At 71.0% G+C, this 17,306-nt stretch carries 13 protein-coding genes; 6 read left to right on the forward strand and 7 right to left on the reverse strand.

Features of this window, described 5'->3' with window-relative positions; genetic code table 11:
* Positions 1 to 301 precede the first annotated feature (301 nt).
* The 3 genes from ABT342_RS31115 to ABT342_RS31125 all read left to right on the forward strand — a co-directional run bounded on the left by ABT342_RS31115 (position 302) and on the right by ABT342_RS31125 (position 5,370).
* Positions 302 to 2,041, forward strand: a complete 1,740-nt coding sequence (locus ABT342_RS31115; protein ID WP_351581261.1) for an N-acyl-D-amino-acid deacylase family protein — start codon at positions 302 to 304, stop codon at positions 2,039 to 2,041.
* A 52-nt stretch (positions 2,042 to 2,093) separates the two neighbouring features.
* Positions 2,094 to 3,548 carry an aldehyde dehydrogenase family protein gene (locus ABT342_RS31120; RefSeq protein WP_351581263.1) on the forward strand — a complete coding sequence of 485 codons (1,455 nt, stop codon included), beginning with the start codon at positions 2,094 to 2,096 and terminating at the stop codon, positions 3,546 to 3,548.
* A gap of 262 nt (positions 3,549 to 3,810) precedes the next feature.
* Positions 3,811 to 5,370, forward strand: a complete 1,560-nt coding sequence (locus ABT342_RS31125; RefSeq protein ID WP_351581265.1) for an APC family permease — start codon at positions 3,811 to 3,813, stop codon at positions 5,368 to 5,370.
* An 87-nt stretch (positions 5,371 to 5,457) separates the two neighbouring features.
* Here the strand turns inward: ABT342_RS31125 and ABT342_RS31130 are convergent, their stop codons facing one another.
* The 4 genes from ABT342_RS31130 to ABT342_RS31145 form a co-directional block, all read right to left on the reverse strand.
* The gene (locus tag ABT342_RS31130; protein ID WP_351581285.1) at positions 5,458 to 6,030 is read right to left on the reverse strand and encodes a Uma2 family endonuclease; all 573 of its coding nucleotides are present in this window, start codon (positions 6,028 to 6,030) and stop codon (positions 5,458 to 5,460) included.
* A 180-nt stretch (positions 6,031 to 6,210) separates the two neighbouring features.
* Positions 6,211 to 8,349: an FG-GAP repeat domain-containing protein gene (locus ABT342_RS31135; RefSeq protein WP_351581267.1), complete on the reverse strand. Its 2,139-nt coding sequence runs from the start codon at positions 8,347 to 8,349 to the stop codon at positions 6,211 to 6,213.
* A 296-nt stretch (positions 8,350 to 8,645) separates the two neighbouring features.
* Positions 8,646 to 10,781 (reverse strand): FG-GAP repeat domain-containing protein, encoded by a 2,136-nt coding sequence (locus tag ABT342_RS31140; RefSeq protein ID WP_351581269.1) that lies wholly within the window; start codon positions 10,779 to 10,781, stop codon positions 8,646 to 8,648.
* Positions 10,782 to 10,983: 202 nt separating this feature from the next.
* Positions 10,984 to 12,477, reverse strand: coding sequence for a CehA/McbA family metallohydrolase (locus ABT342_RS31145; RefSeq protein WP_351581271.1), 1,494 nt, complete (start codon positions 12,475 to 12,477; stop codon positions 10,984 to 10,986).
* A 57-nt stretch (positions 12,478 to 12,534) separates the two neighbouring features.
* Between ABT342_RS31145 and ABT342_RS31150 the strand changes: the two genes are divergently transcribed.
* On the forward strand, positions 12,535 to 13,365 hold the full coding sequence (locus ABT342_RS31150; protein ID WP_351581273.1) for an LLM class F420-dependent oxidoreductase: 831 nt from the start codon (positions 12,535 to 12,537) through the stop codon (positions 13,363 to 13,365).
* Positions 13,366 to 13,371: 6 nt separating this feature from the next.
* Here the strand turns inward: ABT342_RS31150 and ABT342_RS31155 are convergent, their stop codons facing one another.
* Together ABT342_RS31155 and ABT342_RS31160 are read right to left on the reverse strand one after the other, a co-directional pair.
* Positions 13,372 to 13,881 carry an anthrone oxygenase family protein gene (locus ABT342_RS31155; RefSeq protein ID WP_351581275.1) on the reverse strand — a complete coding sequence of 170 codons (510 nt, stop codon included), beginning with the start codon at positions 13,879 to 13,881 and terminating at the stop codon, positions 13,372 to 13,374.
* 104 nt (positions 13,882 to 13,985) lie between these two features.
* Positions 13,986 to 14,429 (reverse strand): DUF4267 domain-containing protein, encoded by a 444-nt coding sequence (locus ABT342_RS31160; protein WP_351581277.1) that lies wholly within the window; start codon positions 14,427 to 14,429, stop codon positions 13,986 to 13,988.
* Between the two features lie 134 nt (positions 14,430 to 14,563).
* On the opposite strand from ABT342_RS31160, the gene ABT342_RS31165 reads away from it, so the two are divergent.
* Positions 14,564 to 15,124: a GNAT family N-acetyltransferase gene (locus ABT342_RS31165; protein ID WP_351581279.1), complete on the forward strand. Its 561-nt coding sequence runs from the start codon at positions 14,564 to 14,566 to the stop codon at positions 15,122 to 15,124.
* 86 nt (positions 15,125 to 15,210) lie between these two features.
* Here ABT342_RS31165 and ABT342_RS31170 read toward each other — a convergent pair whose 3' ends face one another.
* Positions 15,211 to 16,890 (reverse strand): PucR family transcriptional regulator, encoded by a 1,680-nt coding sequence (locus ABT342_RS31170; protein WP_351581282.1) that lies wholly within the window; start codon positions 16,888 to 16,890, stop codon positions 15,211 to 15,213.
* Between the two features lie 213 nt (positions 16,891 to 17,103).
* Between ABT342_RS31170 and ABT342_RS31175 the strand changes: the two genes are divergently transcribed.
* Positions 17,104 to 17,306, forward strand: a 203-nt coding sequence (locus ABT342_RS31175) for an FAD binding domain-containing protein (protein WP_351581284.1), incomplete at its 3' end; no start/stop codon positions are given.

A 17,306-nucleotide genomic window follows, 5' to 3' on the forward strand; every position in this document is an offset into this window, starting at 1 on the left:
TGAGGACACGGCCGGAGGCCGTACCGGGGGTCCGGGGGCTTGCCCCCCACGCGGCGGAGCCGCAAATCGATACTGCGGGAAGGGGCGGGTAGGGGAAAAGGCCCCGCGCAGCGGCCACCGCACCCCAACACCGGCCCCACGCACCCCCACCCCACCCCCCCCACCAGACCGCGGGCGGCGTCTTCCCGGACCGTCGTTCGCGTCACCCCCGGCCCGGAGGGCGCCGCGGCTGCGGCCGGCCGCGACGGCCCCGGCCGGGGGCACACCGCACGCGACGTACCCGACGTACGAAAGGGACGCCATGCTCGACCACCTCATCACGCGCGCCACCGTCGTGGACGGCACCGGCGCCCCCTCCTTCGCCGCCGACGTCGGCATCCGCGACGGCCGCATCGCCGTCATCGCCGAGCCGGGCACGGTCACCGAGGAGGCCCGGACACGCGAGGACGCGGACGGCCTGGTCCTGGCCCCCGGGTTCGTCGACCCGCACACCCACTACGACGCCCAGCTCTTCTGGGACCCGTACGCGACCCCCTCCATGAACCACGGAGTGACCACCGTCGCGGGCGGCAACTGCGGATTCACCCTCGCCCCGCTCAACCCCGCCCGCCCCGACGACGCCGACTACACGCGCCGGATGATGTCCAAGGTCGAGGGCATGGCGCTCAAGGCGCTCGAAGAGGGCGTGGACTGGAGCTGGTCGACGTTCGGCGAGTACCTGGACGCCCTCGACGGCCGCATCGCCGTCAACGCGGGCTTCATGGTCGGCCACTGCGCACTGCGCCGCCACGTCATGGGCGCCGAAGCGGTCGGCGGCCGCCCCACCCCCGGGCAACTGGACGAGATGTTGCGACTGCTCCACGACGCCATGGACGCCGGCGCCTGGGGCCTGTCCACCACCCAGTCCTCCACCCACTCCGACGGCGACGGACAGCCCGTCCCCTCCCGTCACGCCGAGCCCGCCGAACTCCTCGCGCTGTCCAGGGCCGTCGCGGAGCACGAGGGCACCCAGCTCGAAGCGATCGTCGCGGGCTGCCTCGACCAGTTCAGCGACGCCGAGATCGACCTCTTCGTCGAGATGAGCGCCGCCGCCGGACGGCCGCTGAACTGGAACGTGCTCACCATCGACGCCGCCGTCCCCGAACGCGTGCCCCGCCAGCTCATCCCCTCCGAACGCGCCCGCAAGGCCGGCGGCCGGATCGTCGCGCTCACGATGCCGATCCTCACCCCCATGAACATGTCCCTCGGGACCTTCTGCGCGCTCAACCTCATCCCGGGCTGGGGCGAGATCCTCGGCCTGCCCGTTCCCGCCCGCATCGCCAAGCTCCGCGACCCCGCCGTACGCGCCGAGATGCTCCGCCGCGCCGACTCCAGGGAGGCCGGTGTCTTCCGCCGCCTCGCGAACTTCGGCCGCTACGTCATCGGCGACACGTACTCCGAAGCCAACGCGGGCCTGTCCGGACGGGTCGTGAACGACATCGCCGCCGAGCGCGGCCAGGACCCCTTCCAGTGCCTCGTCGAGATCTGCGCCAACGACGAGCTGCGCACGGTCCTGTGGCCCATGCCCACCGACAACGACGAGGCGACCTGGGCGCTGCGCGCCGAGACCTGGCAGCACGAGGACGTCATGCTCGGCGGCTCCGACGCCGGGGCGCATCTGGACCGGATGTGCGGGGCGCCGTACACGACCCGCTTCATCGGCGACTGTCTGCGCGGACGCCGGCTCGCCACCCTCGAAGAGGCGGTGAAGATGCTCAGCGACGACCCGGCACGGCTCTTCGGGCTGCGCGAGCGCGGCCGGATCGCCGAGGGCTTCCACGCGGACCTCGTCCTCTTCGACCCGGAGCGCATCGACGCGGGCCCGGCGACGCTCGTCCACGACCTGCCGGGGGACAGCCCGCGGCTGGACTCGCGGGCGGTCGGGATCGTCTCCGTACGCGTCAACGGTGTCGAGACGATCCGCGACGACGAGGTGACGGGCGCGATCCCGGGCAAGGTGCTCCGCTCGGGCCGCGACACGAGGACGGTGAGCACGAGGTGAGCCGCGCCCGGGTCCATTGGGCCGCCCGCATCACAAGGACGGTGAGTACCGGATGAGCCAGAAGCTTCTCATCGGCGGCGAGTGGGTCGAGCCCGACGGCGGCCACTACGAGGTCGTCAACCCCGCCACGGAAGAGACCGTCGGCCTCGCGCCCGAGGCGAGCCGCGCCCAGGTCCACGAGGCCGCCGCGGCGGCCCGCGGCGCCTTCGAGGACTGGTCCCGTACGGCCCCCGAGGAGCGGGCGGCGATCCTGGACCGGGCCGCCGACATCATCCAGCGCGACGCGCCGGAGCTCACCGACCTCGCCCGCGCCGAGACCGGTGCGACGACCGGTACCGCGCGCGGTATGCAGGTCGCGGTCGGGGTGTCCCGTTTCCGGCGGTACGCGAAGGGCGCGCTGGAGCCCGTCGAACAGGGCCTGCCCCCGCAGATCAACGAGGCGGGCCCGATGGGCAAGGCCGGGATCTTCGGCGCGCTCGCCGCCCGCCGCCCGGTCGGCGTGGTCACCTGCATCACCTCGTACAACAACCCCTGGGCGAACCCGGCGGGCAAGGTCGCCCCCGCCCTCGCCATGGGCAACACGGTGGTCGTGAAGCCCGCCCCGCAGGACCCGCTGTCCGTGTACGCGATGGCGCGGGCCCTTCAGGAGGCGGGCGCGCCCCCGGGGGTCGTGAACGTCGTCTCCGGTGCCCGCCTCGAAGTGGGGGAGGCGGCCGTCGACTCCCCGGACGTCGACATGGTCAGCTTCACCGGCTCCACGGCCGTCGGGCAGCGCATCGGCGAGGTGTGCGGGCGTGCGATGAAGCGGCAGCTGATGGAGCTGGGCGGCAAGGGCGCGGCGGTCGTCTTCGACGACGCCGACCTCGACTCGGCCGTGATGGGCATCGGCACGACCTTCGCCTTCTACAGCGGTCAGATCTGTACGGCCCCGACGCGCGTCCTCGCCCAGCGGGGCGTGTACGACCGGCTGATCGAGAAGCTCACCGGCTATCTGGCCTTCATGAAGGTGGGCGACCCGGCCGCGCAGGGCACGGTGGTCGGACCGGTGATCTCGGCCGCGCACCGTGACCGCGTGGAGTCGTACATCGAGCTGGGGAAGAAGGAGGGGGCGCGGCTGGTCGCGGGCGGCGAGCGCCCGGACTTCGCGCGCGGTTTCTACGTCGCCCCGACGCTCCTCGCGGACTGCACCCACGAGATGCGGGTCGTGCGGGAGGAGATCTTCGGCCCGGTCGTCGTGGTGGTCCCCTTCGACGACGAGGAGGAGGGCGTCGCGCTGGCCAACGACAGCGACTACGGGCTGATCGACTACGTCTGGTCGGGCGATGCCGCGCGTGCGTTCCGGGTGGCGCGGCGGCTGCGGGCCGGCGGGGTCGGGGTGAACACGATCGGCCGGAACATGGAGGCGCCGTTCGGCGGGTTCAAGAAGAGCGGCGTGGGCCGGGACGTGGGGTCGTACGCCCTGCACGCGTACAGCGAACTCCAGGCGATCGTGTGGCCGGGCGGCTGATGCGGCGGCCGAGCCGTCCACTGGATGAGACAGGAGGGCGGGGAGATGAACGTCACGGGAAAACTCGGAAATGGACGAAACGGGCGCGACTGCGATTTCCGCAATCCGGAACGATGGCGCTGGCGCCTGTGAATGCCGGGAGAGGTTCCTTGTTGACCTTTCAATCGCTGACTGTTTCTTGATCGACCTTCAAGTATCCAAGGCCCGGAGGGTGGAGCTCAAGGCTCCGGATACGGGAACCGCAGCATTTAACGTCATCTTCATGACTCAGCTGGAGACGCGGCCCCAGGTCGGAGACACGGTAGGGGGACACTCCGAAGGGGGCGTCCGCACCAAGGGACTCGGCGGTAACTCCGTCGGCCTCATGGGAAGTGCCGTCATCGGCATCTCGACGGTCGCCCCCGTGTACTGCTTGACATCCACGCTCGGCTCCACAGCCGGCGAGGTCGGGCTGCAGATGCCCGCCATCTTCCTGGCAGGCTTCCTGCCGATGCTCCTGGTCGCCTTCGCGTACCGCGAGCTCAACAAGGCCATGCCGGACTGCGGAACCTCCTTCACCTGGACCGTGAAGGCCTTCGGCCCCAAGGTCGGCTGGATGTGCGGCTGGGGCCTGGTGATCGCGACGATCATCGTGCTCTCCAACCTCGCGGGCGTGGCCACCTCGTACTTCTGGCTGCTGGCGGGCGAGCTGAGCGGCAGCGAGTCGATCGCCGCCCTGGACGAGAACAAGGCCGTCCACATCCTCACCTGTCTGACCCTGATCGCCCTCGCCACCGCGATCAGCTACCGCGGCATGACCGCCACCAAGGGTGTGCAGTACGCCCTCGTCGGCCTCCAGCTCGTCGTCCTCGCCGTGTTCGTGGTGATGGCCTTCCAGAAGGCCGGCAGCGGCGCCTTCGACACCGGCGTCAGCTTCTCCTGGTCCTGGATGAACCCCTTCGCGGTCCAGTCCTTCGCGGCCTTCACCGCGGGCCTGTCCCTCTCGATCTTCATGTACTGGGGCTGGGACGCCTGTCTGGCCACCAACGAGGAGACCACCGGCTCCGAGAAGACCCCCGGCCGCGCCGCGCTGATCGCGATGGTCCTCCTGGTCGGTTCGTACCTCGCCACCGGCGTCGCCGCGCAGATGGCCGTCGGCTCGGGCGACAAGGGCCTCGGCCTCGGCAACCCGGACACCTCCGACAACGTCTTCGCCGCCCTCGCCGGCCCGGTCATGGGCCCGGTGCTCGGGATCGCGCTCTTCGTCGCCGTCCTCGCCTCGGCCGCCGCCAGCCTCCAGACCACCTTCATCCCAGTGGCCCGCACAGTTCTGGCGATGTCGACCTACGAGGCCCTGCCCGCGTCCTTCGCGAAGGTCCACCCCCGCTTCAAGGTCCCCGGCAAGGCCACGGTCGTCGCGGGCGTCGCCACCGGCGCGTTCTACACGATCATGTCCCTGGTCAGCGAGCACGTCCTGGTCGACACGATCTACGCGCTCGGCCTCATGATCTGCTTCTACTACGCGCTGACCGCCTTCGCCTGCGCCTGGTACTTCCGCCGCGAGCTGTTCCGCTCGGCCCGCGACTTCGCCTTCAAGGGCCTCTTCCCGGTCCTCGGCGGCGTCCTGCTCACCGGCGTCTTCGGCAAGACCCTCTACGACATGTGGGACCCGGCCTACGGCTCCGGCTCCGCGGTCTTCGGCGTCGGCTCGGTCTTCGTCATCGGCGTCGGCCTGCTGCTCCTCGGCGTGGTCATCATGCTGGTCATGCAGCGCCGTAGCCCGGCCTTCTTCCGCGGCGAGGTGCTGACGAAGGAGTCCCCGTCGCTGGTGGTCGCCGACTGAGCCGTGGCTCGTTGCGATCTTCCGCCGGCTGAGTACGGCCGGAGCCCGGCCCCCTTTCCTCGGGGGGCCGGGCTCCGGTGCTTCCGGTCACTTGTAGCGGACGAGCTCACTGGTGTCGAACGACCACTTCCCGGCGGGCACGGTGTCGCCGAAGGCGTACGGGATGGAGGAGCGGTACTTCAGCCCGTCGGGGCCGTCCTTCGGCTCCGAGTGCACGGCGATCGTGGCGTCGCGGGGGTCCACGACGACGTAGAGCGGGATGCCCATCCTCGGGTAGTCCGCCAGCTTCGTGACGAGGTCGTTCTTCGGGTTGCTCTTCGAGACGATCTCAACGACGAGCAGCACGGCTCGGGGATCGATGGATTCGGCCTGCGGGTCGACGTCCGCGGTGACGAATGCCATCAGATCGGGGACCTTTTCCAGACCGGTGGCGGGGTCGGCCATGTCGGTGTCATTGATGGCCGAGATGCCCGGTGTCTGCTGCGTGATCTGGCTGCGGAAGACATCGACGTTGGTGCTGTGGGGCAGGTTCGGGCTCATCATGACGAGCTTCACTTCCCCGTCCGTGGTCTCGACCTTCCAGCCCTTCTCGAGGTGCTCGGCATACGCGGAGAGGTGCTCGACCACCTCGTGCATACGCTGGATCTGCTCGGGGGTCATGCTGCTCACGGTGTCCTCCAAGGGGGTGCCCCGGCCAGAGTAGCCACGGTCGGGGCACGGGGAGGTCCATCTCGAACGCAGGGGCCGTCTCCAGCTGCCCGAGGCGGGGCAGCCCCCTGAAACACAGGGACGGGCCGGATCCGCGGTCTGCGTGATCCGGCCCGTCCGGTGCTTTGTTCGTCAGCTGACGCTGGTGAAGGACTTCCAGCCGGTGCCGATCTTGGTGCCGGAGCCGATGCCGCCGGTGCCGTTGCCGTTGTACCGGTAGAGGTCGCCGGTCTTGGTGCGGCCGAGGACGTCGTCCTTGCCGTCGCCGGTGAGGTCGCCGATGCCGACGAAGTCGGCCATGCCGCCCCAGCCGGAGCCGATCTTGGTGCCGGAGGAGATGGTGCCCTTGCCGGTGCCGTAGTAGCGGTAGAGGTCGCCGGTGGTGGTGCGGGCGATGAGGTCGGCGTGCTTGTCCTTGTTGAGGTCGCCGGCGCCGACGATGGTCAGGGACTTCCAGCTGGTGCCGATCTTCCCGGTACGGACGAAGCCGCCCGCCTTCGTACCCGCGAACAGGTACAGGTCACCGGTCGCCGTCTGGCGTGCGACCAGGTCCGGCAGGCCGTCGGCCGTGAAGTCGCCCGAGTACGTCAGGCCGTCGAAGGCCGCCCAGCCGGAGCCGATCTTCGCCTTCGGGGACTGCGGGGTCACCGCGGTGCCCCGCTGCGGCATGTAGCGGTACAGCTCACCCGCCGCGTTCGTCACGAGAGTGTCGTTCGCGCCGTCACCGGTCAGGTCACCGAACGGGACGACGGTGGAGGTGGCCGGCCAGATACCGCCGTCCGTCTTCACCGACACCGTCCCGGCCGCGGTGCCCTGGTAGACGGACAGCGAGCCGTCCGTCCCGCGCGCGTACAGGTCCGGGTAGCCGTCGTTGCCGACGTAGTCACGGCGCTTGGCGGGACCCGTGGGCTTCGGGGCGCCCGTGGCCGCCGTCCACACCTGGTTGATCGTGTAGGAATCGCCCGTCTGCCCGAGCTCCTTGTTCCACACGGCGACGGCGCGGCCGTCCGTCCCGGTGGCGACGGAGCCCTCCGCGTCGTAGTTGGCCGTGCCGACCTTCACGGGCTGGCCCCAGGTGCCGCCCGAGCGCGTGACGGCCCACAGCTCCCCGGTGGACGTCGTCCACATGGCCGCGAGCGAGCCGTCACGGCCGATGCTCGGGGACCAGAGGTTGAACGGGCTGCCGTTGCCCACCGTCCGGGTCGGCGACCACGTGCCGGCCACCGAGCGGGTGGCCGTCTGGATCTGGTCGCTGTAGGTGCCCCACACGGCCGTCACCCGGCCGTCGGTCTCGAGCTGCGGGCCGGTTTTGGTCATCTGGGACTCGTACGCCGGGAGGTTCTCGGCCGGGCCCCACGTCGCGCTGCCCGCGGGCCGGTAGACGAACTGGGGACCGGCATCGAGATCCCACCAGCTGAGCAGAGCGGCGCCGTTCGCGCTCGACTGGAGGTCGATGTCGATCGGGGAATGGTTGCCGCCCTTGACGATCTTCGGGGTGCTCCACTCGCTCGCACCCGCCGCCCGCGTCGACACGCGCAGCAGGTCCGCGTCGATGCCCTGGACGCCGCTCTGCCAGGCGACCGTCACCGTGCCGTCGCCCGCCGCCGTCGCCTTCACGTCGTAGACGGGCCCGGCGTCGATCCGGACCGCGTCCGACCAGGTCCCGCCGGGCGCCGACAGGTCGGAGACGTACAGCCCCGCGTCCTCGTCGTTCTCGCCCGAAGTCGGGTCGCCGTCCCACACGGCGGTGAGACGGCCGCCGGGTCCGCTCGCCAGGACGAGTTCGTGCGCGAAGGGCGCCGAGGTGATCGGCGCGGGCGCCGTCCACGCCGCGGCGCCGGGCAGGAGCGTCGACGTGCTGTACGAGTCGAGGCCTTCGGCGTTGGTACGGTCCCAGGCCACCGTGGCCGAACCGTCCTTCCCGGTGACCAGCTCGACGCCGGTCACCTGGCGCTGGTCGGCGGCGATACGGACCGGGGCGCTCCACGCGGTGGCCCCGGCCGGGCGGGTGGCGCCCCAGATCTCCTGCGGGTCGACGCCCGTGCCACGGACCCACACGGTGACGGCGGTGCCGTCCGTGGTGACCTTCACGCCCGGGCTCGTGTTACCGCTCGTGTCGGTCAGCGCGGCGGGCGCACCCCACGTCCGTTCGGCCGCGGCGGCCGGTGCGGCCGTCACGACCGCCGTGGTGATACCCGCGCCGACGACACCCAGCGTCAGCGTCAGTGTGGGCACGAGTGCCGCACCGATGATTCTGCTCTTGTGCTTCAAAGAGTCTCCCCATAGCAATGGCACGGCATGGCGAGGCGACAGTCCAGCGCGCGCGTCGCGCGCGGCTGTCTGCGGCGTGTGAAGTCTGTGGCCCCCCGGCCTGCTCTCCCCCATGCCCATGCGATCTTCAGGGAGCGTACTTCATGTGCGGCGACTGGCAAGCTAGTTGGCCACCAGACGAGAAGACCACCGACTCCGACAAGGCTTCCGGCCGCGCCGCGCGGATGGCCCGTCAGCTGAGTACGGCCGGAGCCCGGCCCCCTTTCCTCGGGGCCGGGCTCCGGTTCTTCCGCGCGTCAGCTGACGCTGGTGAAGTTCTTCCAGCCGGTGCCGATCTTGGTGCCGGAGCCGATGCCGCCGGTGCCGTTGCCGTTGTACCGGTAGAGGTCGCCGGTCTTGGTGCGGCCGAGGATGTCGTCCTTGCCGTCGCGGGTGAGGTCGCCGATGCCGACGAAGTCGGCCATGCCGCCCCAGCCGGAACCGATCTTGGCGCCGGAGGAGATGGTGCCCTTGCCGGTGCCGTAGTAGCGGTAGAGGTCGCCGGTGGTGGTACGGGCGACGAGGTCGGCGTGCTTGTCTCCGTTGAGGTCACCCGCGCCGACGATGGTCAGGGACTTCCAGCTGGTGCCGATCTTCTTGCCGAGGGAGGCGAGGCCGCCGGTTGTGGTGGCGGCGAAGAGATGGAGGTCGCCGGTGGCGATCTCGCGGGCGACGAGGTCGGGGCGCTTGTCACCCGTGAGGTCGCCGGAGTAGGTGAGGCCGTCGTACCTCTCCCAGCCGGTGCTGACCATGACGTGTCCGGACTGGGGGGTGACGGCCTTGCCGCGTGGCGGGCTGTAGCGGTACAGGACGCCGTCGGCTTCGCGGACGAGGGTGTCGTTGGTGCCGTCGCCGTCGAGGTCGCCGAAGGGGACGATGGTGGAGGTGGTGGGCCAGATGCCGCCGTCGGCCTTGGCGGAGACGGCGTGGTTGGCGTTGCCCTGGTAGACGAGGAGGGCGCCGGTGGCGGACCGGGCGTACAGGTCGGGGAAGCCGTCGTTGCCGACGTAGTCCCGGCGCTTGGCAGGCGTGGCGGGCCTCGGCGAGGAGGCCACCGTCCACATCTGGTGGATGTCGTCGCCCTTGCTGTCGGACCCGGTCTCCCGGTTCCAGACGGCGACGGCCCGGCCGTCCTTGTCGGTGACGCTCTTGCCCGTCGGGCCGAGTGCCTCGGTGTGGGCCTGGCCCACGGCCACCGGCTGTGCCCAGGTGCCGCCCGTGCGTGTGGCGGCCATCAGCTGCTTGCCGTCCACCCACAGGAGGTTGACCGTACCGTCGGCGCCGACGCTGGGCTCCCAGAGCGTGTTCACACCGAACTTGCTCAGCGTCTGGGGCTGCGTCCAGGTGCCGGTCGCCGAGCGGGTGGCAGTCCGCAGGCCGTCGAAGTTGTCCCACACGGCCGTCACCTCGCCCGCGGGGCCGAGCAGCGGTGTGACGAAGCTGTTCGTCGCCTCCGGGAACGCCTCGGCACCACCCCACTGCGTGCTGCCCGCAGGACGGTAGGCGAAGTGCTGGCTGCCGGTCTGAACCCAGCTCAGAAGGGTGGCGCCGTTCGCGGCCGACTGCAGACGGACGCCGTCGACGGACCCGCTCCCGATGCCCTGGGGCGTACTCCACTCGGTTGCGCCCGGGGCCCGCGTCACGACCCGCGCGAGCGGCTCGTTGCCCAAGTCGTAGCTGTCCCGCCAGGCGACTGTTGTCGTGCCGTCCGGTGCGACCGTCGCTGACGGATCGTAGGAGAGATTGTCGGTGAACTTGACGGGTGTCGACCAGGCCACGCCGCGAGCGGGAAGCTCGGAGACGTACAGTCCCTCGCCGGCACGGCCCTGGGCGAGGTCCCCGAAGCTGGTCCACACCGCCACGAGACGTCCGTCAGGGCCGCTCGCCAGGGACAGCCAGGCCGGGTCGGACACCGTCGAGATGCGGGCGGGGGGCGTCCAGGCGCCGGCCCCTGCCAGGAGCGTGGACGAGCTGTACGTGTAGCCGACCCCACCGGTGTAGTAGTCCAGCCAGGCCACCGTCGCCGAACCGTCCTGCCCGGTGATCAGCTTGACCACGACCGTGCCGGGCAGCTCGGCCACGCGGGTCGGGGCGCTCCAGGCCGTGCTCTTGGCAGGCTGCGTGCGGGCCCAGAGCTCCTGGCCACCGTCTGCCGCCTTCCGGACGAACACGAGGACGGCGGTGCCGTCCGAGGTGATCTTGAGGCCCTGGAGGGAGTTGTGCTCGCCCGCCGCGGACAGCGCGCTCTGGGCGCCCCACGCCCACGGCCCGGCCTCTGCCGCGGCGGCCGGCGCGGCGGTCACGAGTGCCGTGGTGATACCCGCGCCGACGACACCCAGCGTCAGCGTCAGCGTGGGCACGAGTGCCACACCGATGATCTTGCTTTTGTGCAACGAAAACCTCCCCATAGCGATGGCACGGCATGGCGAGACGACAGCGCAGCCCGCGCGTCGCGCGCGGCTGTCTGCGGCGTGTGAAATCTGTGGCCCCCCGGCCCTGCTCTCCCCATGCGCATGCAAAACTCAAGGAGCCTAACAGCAGATCCAGCGCGTGCATGAAGGATTTTGCCGCGCGGTGTCCGCTCTCAACGAGCGCTCAACTCCGGCCCAGGAACACCGGATTGGTGAAGGCCGCCAGTGGCCCCGGCAGCCCGGGGACCACCGCCGCGTGCCGCACCTCCGCCCGTACGTACGCCGCGTAGGCCGCCGTCGTACGCCACTCCACCGCCCCCGGACCCTCCGCCGGAAGCGTGGCGGTGTGCAGCACGCCCTGGTCGGTGACGAGGCGCGCCGTGCGGCCGGGCGCGCCGGTCACCTCCAGCTGCACGGTCACCGGCTCGTCGGCGTCGACGCGCAGCCGTTCGCCGATGCCCGCGTGCCGCCCGCGCCCGCCCGCCGCGCTCAGCGCCACCGACACGTCCTTCGACTCGGCGACGTACGAACGCCCCGCCCGGATACCGTCCAGGATCGCCTCGCGGGTCAGGTCGTCGGCGAGGACCACGGTCTGCGGGGTGCCCACGCGGTCGGGATCGCGGTGGGCGTCGCTGCTGCCCATGGCCGGGAGCCGGCGGCCCTTGGCGAGGGCCGCGTCCCAGGCCTGGAGGGACACCTCGTCGTCGGGCGTGTACGGGCCGTTCCACACCTCGACCGCGTCCGCCTCGCCGAAGCCGAACTTCCAGGCGCAGCCGATGCACGTGGCGTGCGGGTGGGCGGGCACCACCAGGCCCCCGGCCCGGCGGATCTCGCGGGCGAAGCGGCCGAAGCGGTTCTCGCGGGCCCGGTAGCGCCAGTCGATGAACGTGCCGGGGTCGGTGCCGACGGCGACGACGTGCCCGTTGCGGGTCGTGACCTCCTCCCCGAGGAGCACGAGCAGATCGTCCCCGGCCGCCTGCGCCCAGTGCGCGTGCGCCGCGTGCGTGTTGTGCTCGCTGCTGTTGATGAAGTCGAGCCCGGCGGCGCGGGCGAGAGCGGCGATCTCGGCGGGGGGGCGCCTGCCGTCCGAGTACCAGGAGTGGAGGTGGCAGTCGCCCCGGTACCAGTCCCGCCCCCGCCCCCTGGCCCGCTCGGGCGGGTACACCGGCTCGGGGGTCGTCGCCGCCTCGCCGTACGTGAGCGTGACGGTGACCGTGTACGGCAGTCCCTGCGGGGCGACGGTGTACGGCCCGAGGGCGATGTACCAGGTCCCGGCCCGGATCGGCCCCGGGATGTAGCCGGGCGTCGCGTCGTCGCCCCGGATGAAGAACTCACTGCGGGCCCCGCCCGACCACCCCCGGAAGCCCGCGCCCCCGAGCTCGGTCCCCCGCTCGTCGAAGATGCCGATGTCGAGGGCGTTGCCCTGGGTGCCGGCGGGGACGGGCGGCTTCTCGTACGCGTACGAGACCCGGATCTCCGCGACGCCGCGCGGGATGCGGACGGGGAGGTACACGAAGTCGGGGGAGCCGGGCGGGAGCGTGCCGCGCACGACTTCGGTGGTGGTCCCGTCGGCGGCTTCGGCGAAGCTCACAGGCCCCAGGGTAAGCGCGGCGGCGGCCCCCGTCACGAAGAGCCCGCGTCTGCTGAAGCGATTGCTTCCGTTCTCTTCCTGGCACATGTGGTGTAGTCAACTCGCAGTTGCTTGCCGGGACATGACTTCGGAGGAAACGCCCTGATGCGTATCGCGACGACGATCTTCCTGACCGATGAAACGATCACTCCGCTCAGGCTCGCGAGTGAGCTGGAGGAGCGGGGCTTCGCCGGCCTGTACCTTCCCGAGCACACCCACATCCCGGTGGAACGGACGACCGCCTACCCGGCGGGCGGGGACCTCCCGCCCGAGTACGGCCGTACGCTCGACCCCTTCGTCGCGCTCGCCCAGGCCGCAGCCGTCACGACCCGGCTCGGCCTCGGCACGGGCGTCACCCTCATCGCCCAGCACGACCCGATCGGCCTCGCCAAGCAGATCGCGACCCTCGACCACCTCTCCGGCGGCCGCTTCACCCTCGGCCTCGGCTTCGGCTGGAACCGGGAGGAGGCCGCCGACCACGGTGTCGAGTGGTCGACCCGGCGGGATCTCGGCCGGGACCGGATGCTGCTGATGCGCGCCCTGTGGTCGCCCGAACCGACCGCGTACGAAGGCGACTTCGGCTCCGTACGGGCGTCGTACGCGTACCCGAAGCCGGCCTCCGGCGCCGCGCCGCGCACGCTGATCGGCGGGGGAGCGGGCCCCAAGCTCTTCGCCCAGATCGCCGAGTACGCGAACGGCTGGCTGCCGATCGGCGGCCGGGGCCTGACCGAGACCGTCCCGGCCCTCCGGGAGGTCTGGGAGCGGGCGGGCCGCGACCCGAAGGCGCTCCAGATCGTGCCGTACGCAGTCCTGCCGACCCCGGGAAAGCTCGCGCACTACGCCGAGCTGGGCATCGAGGAGGTGGTGCTGCAACTGCCTCCGGCGGGGGAGGCGGAGGTGCTGCGCGTACTGGACGGGTACGCGCGCTACCTCTGAGCGGCTCTAGGACTTGCTCTCGGACTTGTCCGCCCGGTCGAGCGCGGAGCGGGTCGCCGCGGGCAGCCCGCGGACGGCGAGGAAGATCAGCAGCGCGAAGGCCACGAGGGCGGTCAGCGTGCGCGCGCTGTTGAACAGTTCCCAGCGCTGCAGGATCTCCGCGTGATTGGCCGGTGCCGAGGTCAGCGCCCATTCCTTGATCCGGCCGTTGATCGGTACGTTGCCGAGCCGCGTTATCAGGAAGGACGCGATGGCCAACAGGCCTGCCGTACCCGCGATCAGCCGGGCGCGACCGCGTGTCAGGGTGGCGAGAGCGAGGGAGCTCAGTGCCGACACGGCCATGGCCGACTGCACGGTGATGCCGTTCATCTTCATCAACTCGGCGTGGAACGACAGCCGCATGTCGAGCGGTACGGCATTGAACGTGGGGACGAGGTTGGCCGCGCCGTAGCTGAACGCGCCGGCGAGGAGGCCGGTGGCAAGCAGGGCAAGTGCGTGGACGAGTTTGATGCGCATGGTCGCCGTCTCTGTTCCGTTGGTTCTCGGGGCGGGTGTTGCGGTTCGGTCGGGATGAGCGGGGTGCTGGGCCGGACGGGTTCTGGAGGGCGCGGGCCCTGCTGTCAGGCCCGCGCGGGGGCCTTCTCCGCAGTCTTCTCCGTGGCCTTCTCCGTGGCCTTCACCGGGGTCTTCTCCGTGAGCAGGAGCACCGCGGTCGCGATCACGACGACGGCCGCCGACACGTGCACGCTCAGCGCGGTGGCGAGCGTGCCGCCGTGCGTGACGACCGCGAGCGCGTCGCCCAGCGGCATGATCGCGTCGATCAGGATCACCCACCCCAGGGCGCGGCGCTGACCCAGGGCGAGGAGGAGGAGGACGGTGGATCCGACGGCGATATCGCGAACGCCCTTCACGACGAAGTAGCCGTCGGCGTTGCCCGTCGGCCAGGGGTTGATGCCGTAGCCGTCGGGAGCGCTCGTCGGGTTCAGGATGAAGTTGATCCCGAAGAAGAGGACGGTGGCGCCGGTCAGGACGGCCAGGACGGTGGTGATGCGCTGCTTGGACATGGGATCCCCCACTGAGTTTTTCTAGCGCCGCTAGGAACAAAGGCAACGTTAGCCCTAGCGGGGATCTGTTGTCTAGCGCTGCTAGGGCTTTGGTCGGTGCGCGATGATCCCCATTCCGACGGTGGAAGGTGACGATGTACGCGATATCCCTGGGCGAGGACGGCGCGGAGCTGCGCCCGCTCGAACCGTGGCAGGCCGAGGAGTTCCTGGCCCACATCGACCGAGGACGGGAGTTCATCGGGCAGCACAACGGGCTGCCCGACGTCGTCACGGATCTGGAGTCGAGCCGGGCGTTCCTCCAGGCGTACGCCGAGAAGACCGCCGCCGACGCCGGGCGGATCTGCGGCATCTGGACGGACGGCACGCTGGTCGGCGCGGTCCTGCTGCGCAGGATGGACCTCGCGCAGGGCATCGCCGAGGCGGGCTGCTGGCTGGAGCCGGCGGCGGTGGGCAGAGGCCTGGTGACCCGGGCCGTGCGGGTGCTCATCGACTGGGCCGTCGAGGAACGGGGCATCCACCGCGTGGAGTGGTGGGTCTCGTCCTCGAACGAGCCGAGCATCGCCGTGGCCCGGCGGCTCGGCATGACGAAGGACGGCGTGCTGCGGGAGAGCTACCTGTACCGGGGCAAGCGGCACGACGAGGAGATCTGGTCGGTGCTCGCGCCGCGGTGGCGGGCGGCCGGGCGCAGGACCTGAGCTCCCGCGGCGGGCGGCCGGGCGCAGGACCTGACCTCCCGCGGTGGTGCGACGGCCCGCCCGGCCGGGCCTGGATCCCGGGTGGCTCAGCCGACCCTCAGGGCCGCGAGGAAGTCCAGTCTGGTCTCGAGCCGGGCCAGGTCCCGGCCGGTGAGCTGCTCGATGCGGGCGATGCGGTGGCGCAACGAGTTGACGTGCAGATGGAGTTGGGCGGCACACGTGGTCCAGGACCCGTCGCACTCCAGGAACCTCTCCAGCGTGGGCAGCAGGTCGGTCTGGTGGCGGCTGTCGTGATCGCGCAAGGGGCCGAGCAGACGGGCGGCGAAGGCTTTCCGGGTGTCGGCCGGGATGAGGGGCAGCAGCGACAGGATGTGCGAGGTGAGGTCGTCAGGGCCGCGCACGGTCACGCGTTCCGGGGCGTCGTCGGCGACGCGCAGCGCGGTGCGGGCCTCGTTGAGCGCTCGGCGTGCGTTCCTGGGTGCTCCCACCGGAGAACCGACACCGATGGAGACGCTGCCCGTCGGGCCGAGCCAGCGCGCGAGTGCCGCGGCGAGCCTCCGCTGGAGGGCGGCGCAGTCGAGGGACGGTTCGGGGAGCGCGTCCGTGGGCTCGGGTACCAGGACGAAAACCACGGCCTCTTCGCCGTCGACGGTGCCGGCGATGTCCTGCGGCGAGACCGGGACCGGGCCGTCCGGCTGGATCAGGGCCTCCTCCAGGAGTACGCGCAGGGCCGAGGCGGGGATCGGGCGGTCTCCGTGCCACTCGCCCCTGGCAATCACGAACTGACAGCGCTGCCAGGTGTACTTCTGGCTGACGACGGCCTGCGCGGTGCTGCTCAGCCGGACGGGGATCTCGTCGGGTGGGACGCGGCTTTGCAGCAGGTCGAGGAACCGGCGGGCCAGGTCCTGCAGCGCCGACTTCGCCTGCTCGTGCGCGGATCGCGCGTCGGCGACCAGTTCGATGATCCGGTCGAGGAGTTCCGTGTCTGTCGCGGGCCAGGTCGACGTGTCGGCCTCCACGACGAGCAGCCAGTCGCCCAGTTCGGCGGCATCGCCCGTCGCGGCCGACGATGCCGACGGCCCGGCGGCGTCGCGTACCGGCACGAGTGAGTAGTGCCGGTCCCCGATCGTGACCCGATGGGGAGCCGCCTCGCCCGAGCGGCGTGCGGCGAGATACCTCCCGGCCAGCGCCGCCGCCGTCTTGGCACGCAGCGGAGGGCGGGCCCCGGAGATCTGGCGCCCGGTCGGGGACAGGACGCGCACGTCGACGCCGAGGCTCTGCTGCAAGAGCTCCAGTACGGCGTCCGGGACGCCTACGGAGTCCGGGACACCCGGGCCGGTGAGGAGCCGTCGATGACGTTCGACCATGGCGGCAAGGCTGCCGACGTGCTGGTGGTCCAGACGGCGCAGGACGTGCTCGGTGATCGTGGTGAACGATATGTCCGGCTTTACGGCAACGAGCGGAAGGCCGTGGCGCCGGCAGGCGTGCACGAGGTCGTCCGGGACGAGTCCGTGTTCGGCTTCGCCGGCGGCGAGGACCGTGACGCCCGCTCGGACGAGGACGCGTACGAACGACTCCGCGTCTCCGTCCTCCTGCCACCAGGCGAGCCCGGTGAGGACGAGTTCGCCACCGGCGAGGAAGCGACCGGGGTCGGCCAGGTCGGTGGTCAGGACGGCGCGTACGGCTCGATCGGGAACGCTGCCGTCGGGGTCCTGGCCCACCAGCAGGAACAGCCCCAGACCGTCCAAGAGTTCACGTAGCCGCATGGCCGCCACTCTCTCATGCCCTTACCTGGTCACACGCTTCCAGAACATGAATCGTCGCAGCTCACAGGCGTGAGGCAGTGAGAAAGCACGGTGGTCCACAGGCGAAGAACAAGCCGGTTCTGGGGGATCGGTGACTGCCTCGTTGGCTTGATCGCTCGGTCTACTTCTACGCATCCGGACACGAAGACCCGACACGAAAGAGAAGAGCCGCTCATGGACTTCCTTCGCCCCGCCAGTTGGGAGGAGGCGCTCGCCGCGAAGGCCGAGTACCCCACGGCGGTGCCGATCGCGGGTGGTACCGACATCATGGTCGAGATCAATTTCGACCACCGACGGCCCGAGTACCTCCTGGACCTGAACCGCATCGTCGAGCTGCGCGAATGGGAGGTCGGCGAGGAGAACGTCCGTCTGGGCGC

The sequence above is a fragment of the Streptomyces sp. NPDC000410 genome (assembly GCF_040300305.1).
GTDB lineage: Bacteria > Actinomycetota > Actinomycetes > Streptomycetales > Streptomycetaceae > Streptomyces.

Excerpts from the sequence above, each read along its gene's own strand:
- ABT342_RS31115 (WP_351581261.1), top strand. The coding sequence starts at position 302 with ATGCTCGACCACCTCATCACGCGCGCCACCGTCGTGGACGGCACCGGC.
- ABT342_RS31120 (WP_351581263.1), top strand. The coding sequence starts at position 2,094 with ATGAGCCAGAAGCTTCTCATCGGCGGCGAGTGGGTCGAGCCCGACGGC.
- ABT342_RS31125 (WP_351581265.1), top strand. The coding sequence starts at position 3,811 with ATGACTCAGCTGGAGACGCGGCCCCAGGTCGGAGACACGGTAGGGGGA.
- ABT342_RS31130 (WP_351581285.1), bottom strand. The coding sequence starts at position 6,030 with ATGACCCCCGAGCAGATCCAGCGTATGCACGAGGTGGTCGAGCACCTC.
- ABT342_RS31145 (WP_351581271.1), bottom strand. The coding sequence starts at position 12,477 with ATGTGCCAGGAAGAGAACGGAAGCAATCGCTTCAGCAGACGCGGGCTC.
- ABT342_RS31150 (WP_351581273.1), top strand. The coding sequence starts at position 12,535 with ATGCGTATCGCGACGACGATCTTCCTGACCGATGAAACGATCACTCCG.
- ABT342_RS31155 (WP_351581275.1), bottom strand. The coding sequence starts at position 13,881 with ATGCGCATCAAACTCGTCCACGCACTTGCCCTGCTTGCCACCGGCCTC.
- ABT342_RS31160 (WP_351581277.1), bottom strand. The coding sequence starts at position 14,429 with ATGTCCAAGCAGCGCATCACCACCGTCCTGGCCGTCCTGACCGGCGCC.
- ABT342_RS31165 (WP_351581279.1), top strand. The coding sequence starts at position 14,564 with ATGTACGCGATATCCCTGGGCGAGGACGGCGCGGAGCTGCGCCCGCTC.
- ABT342_RS31170 (WP_351581282.1), bottom strand. The coding sequence starts at position 16,890 with ATGCGGCTACGTGAACTCTTGGACGGTCTGGGGCTGTTCCTGCTGGTG.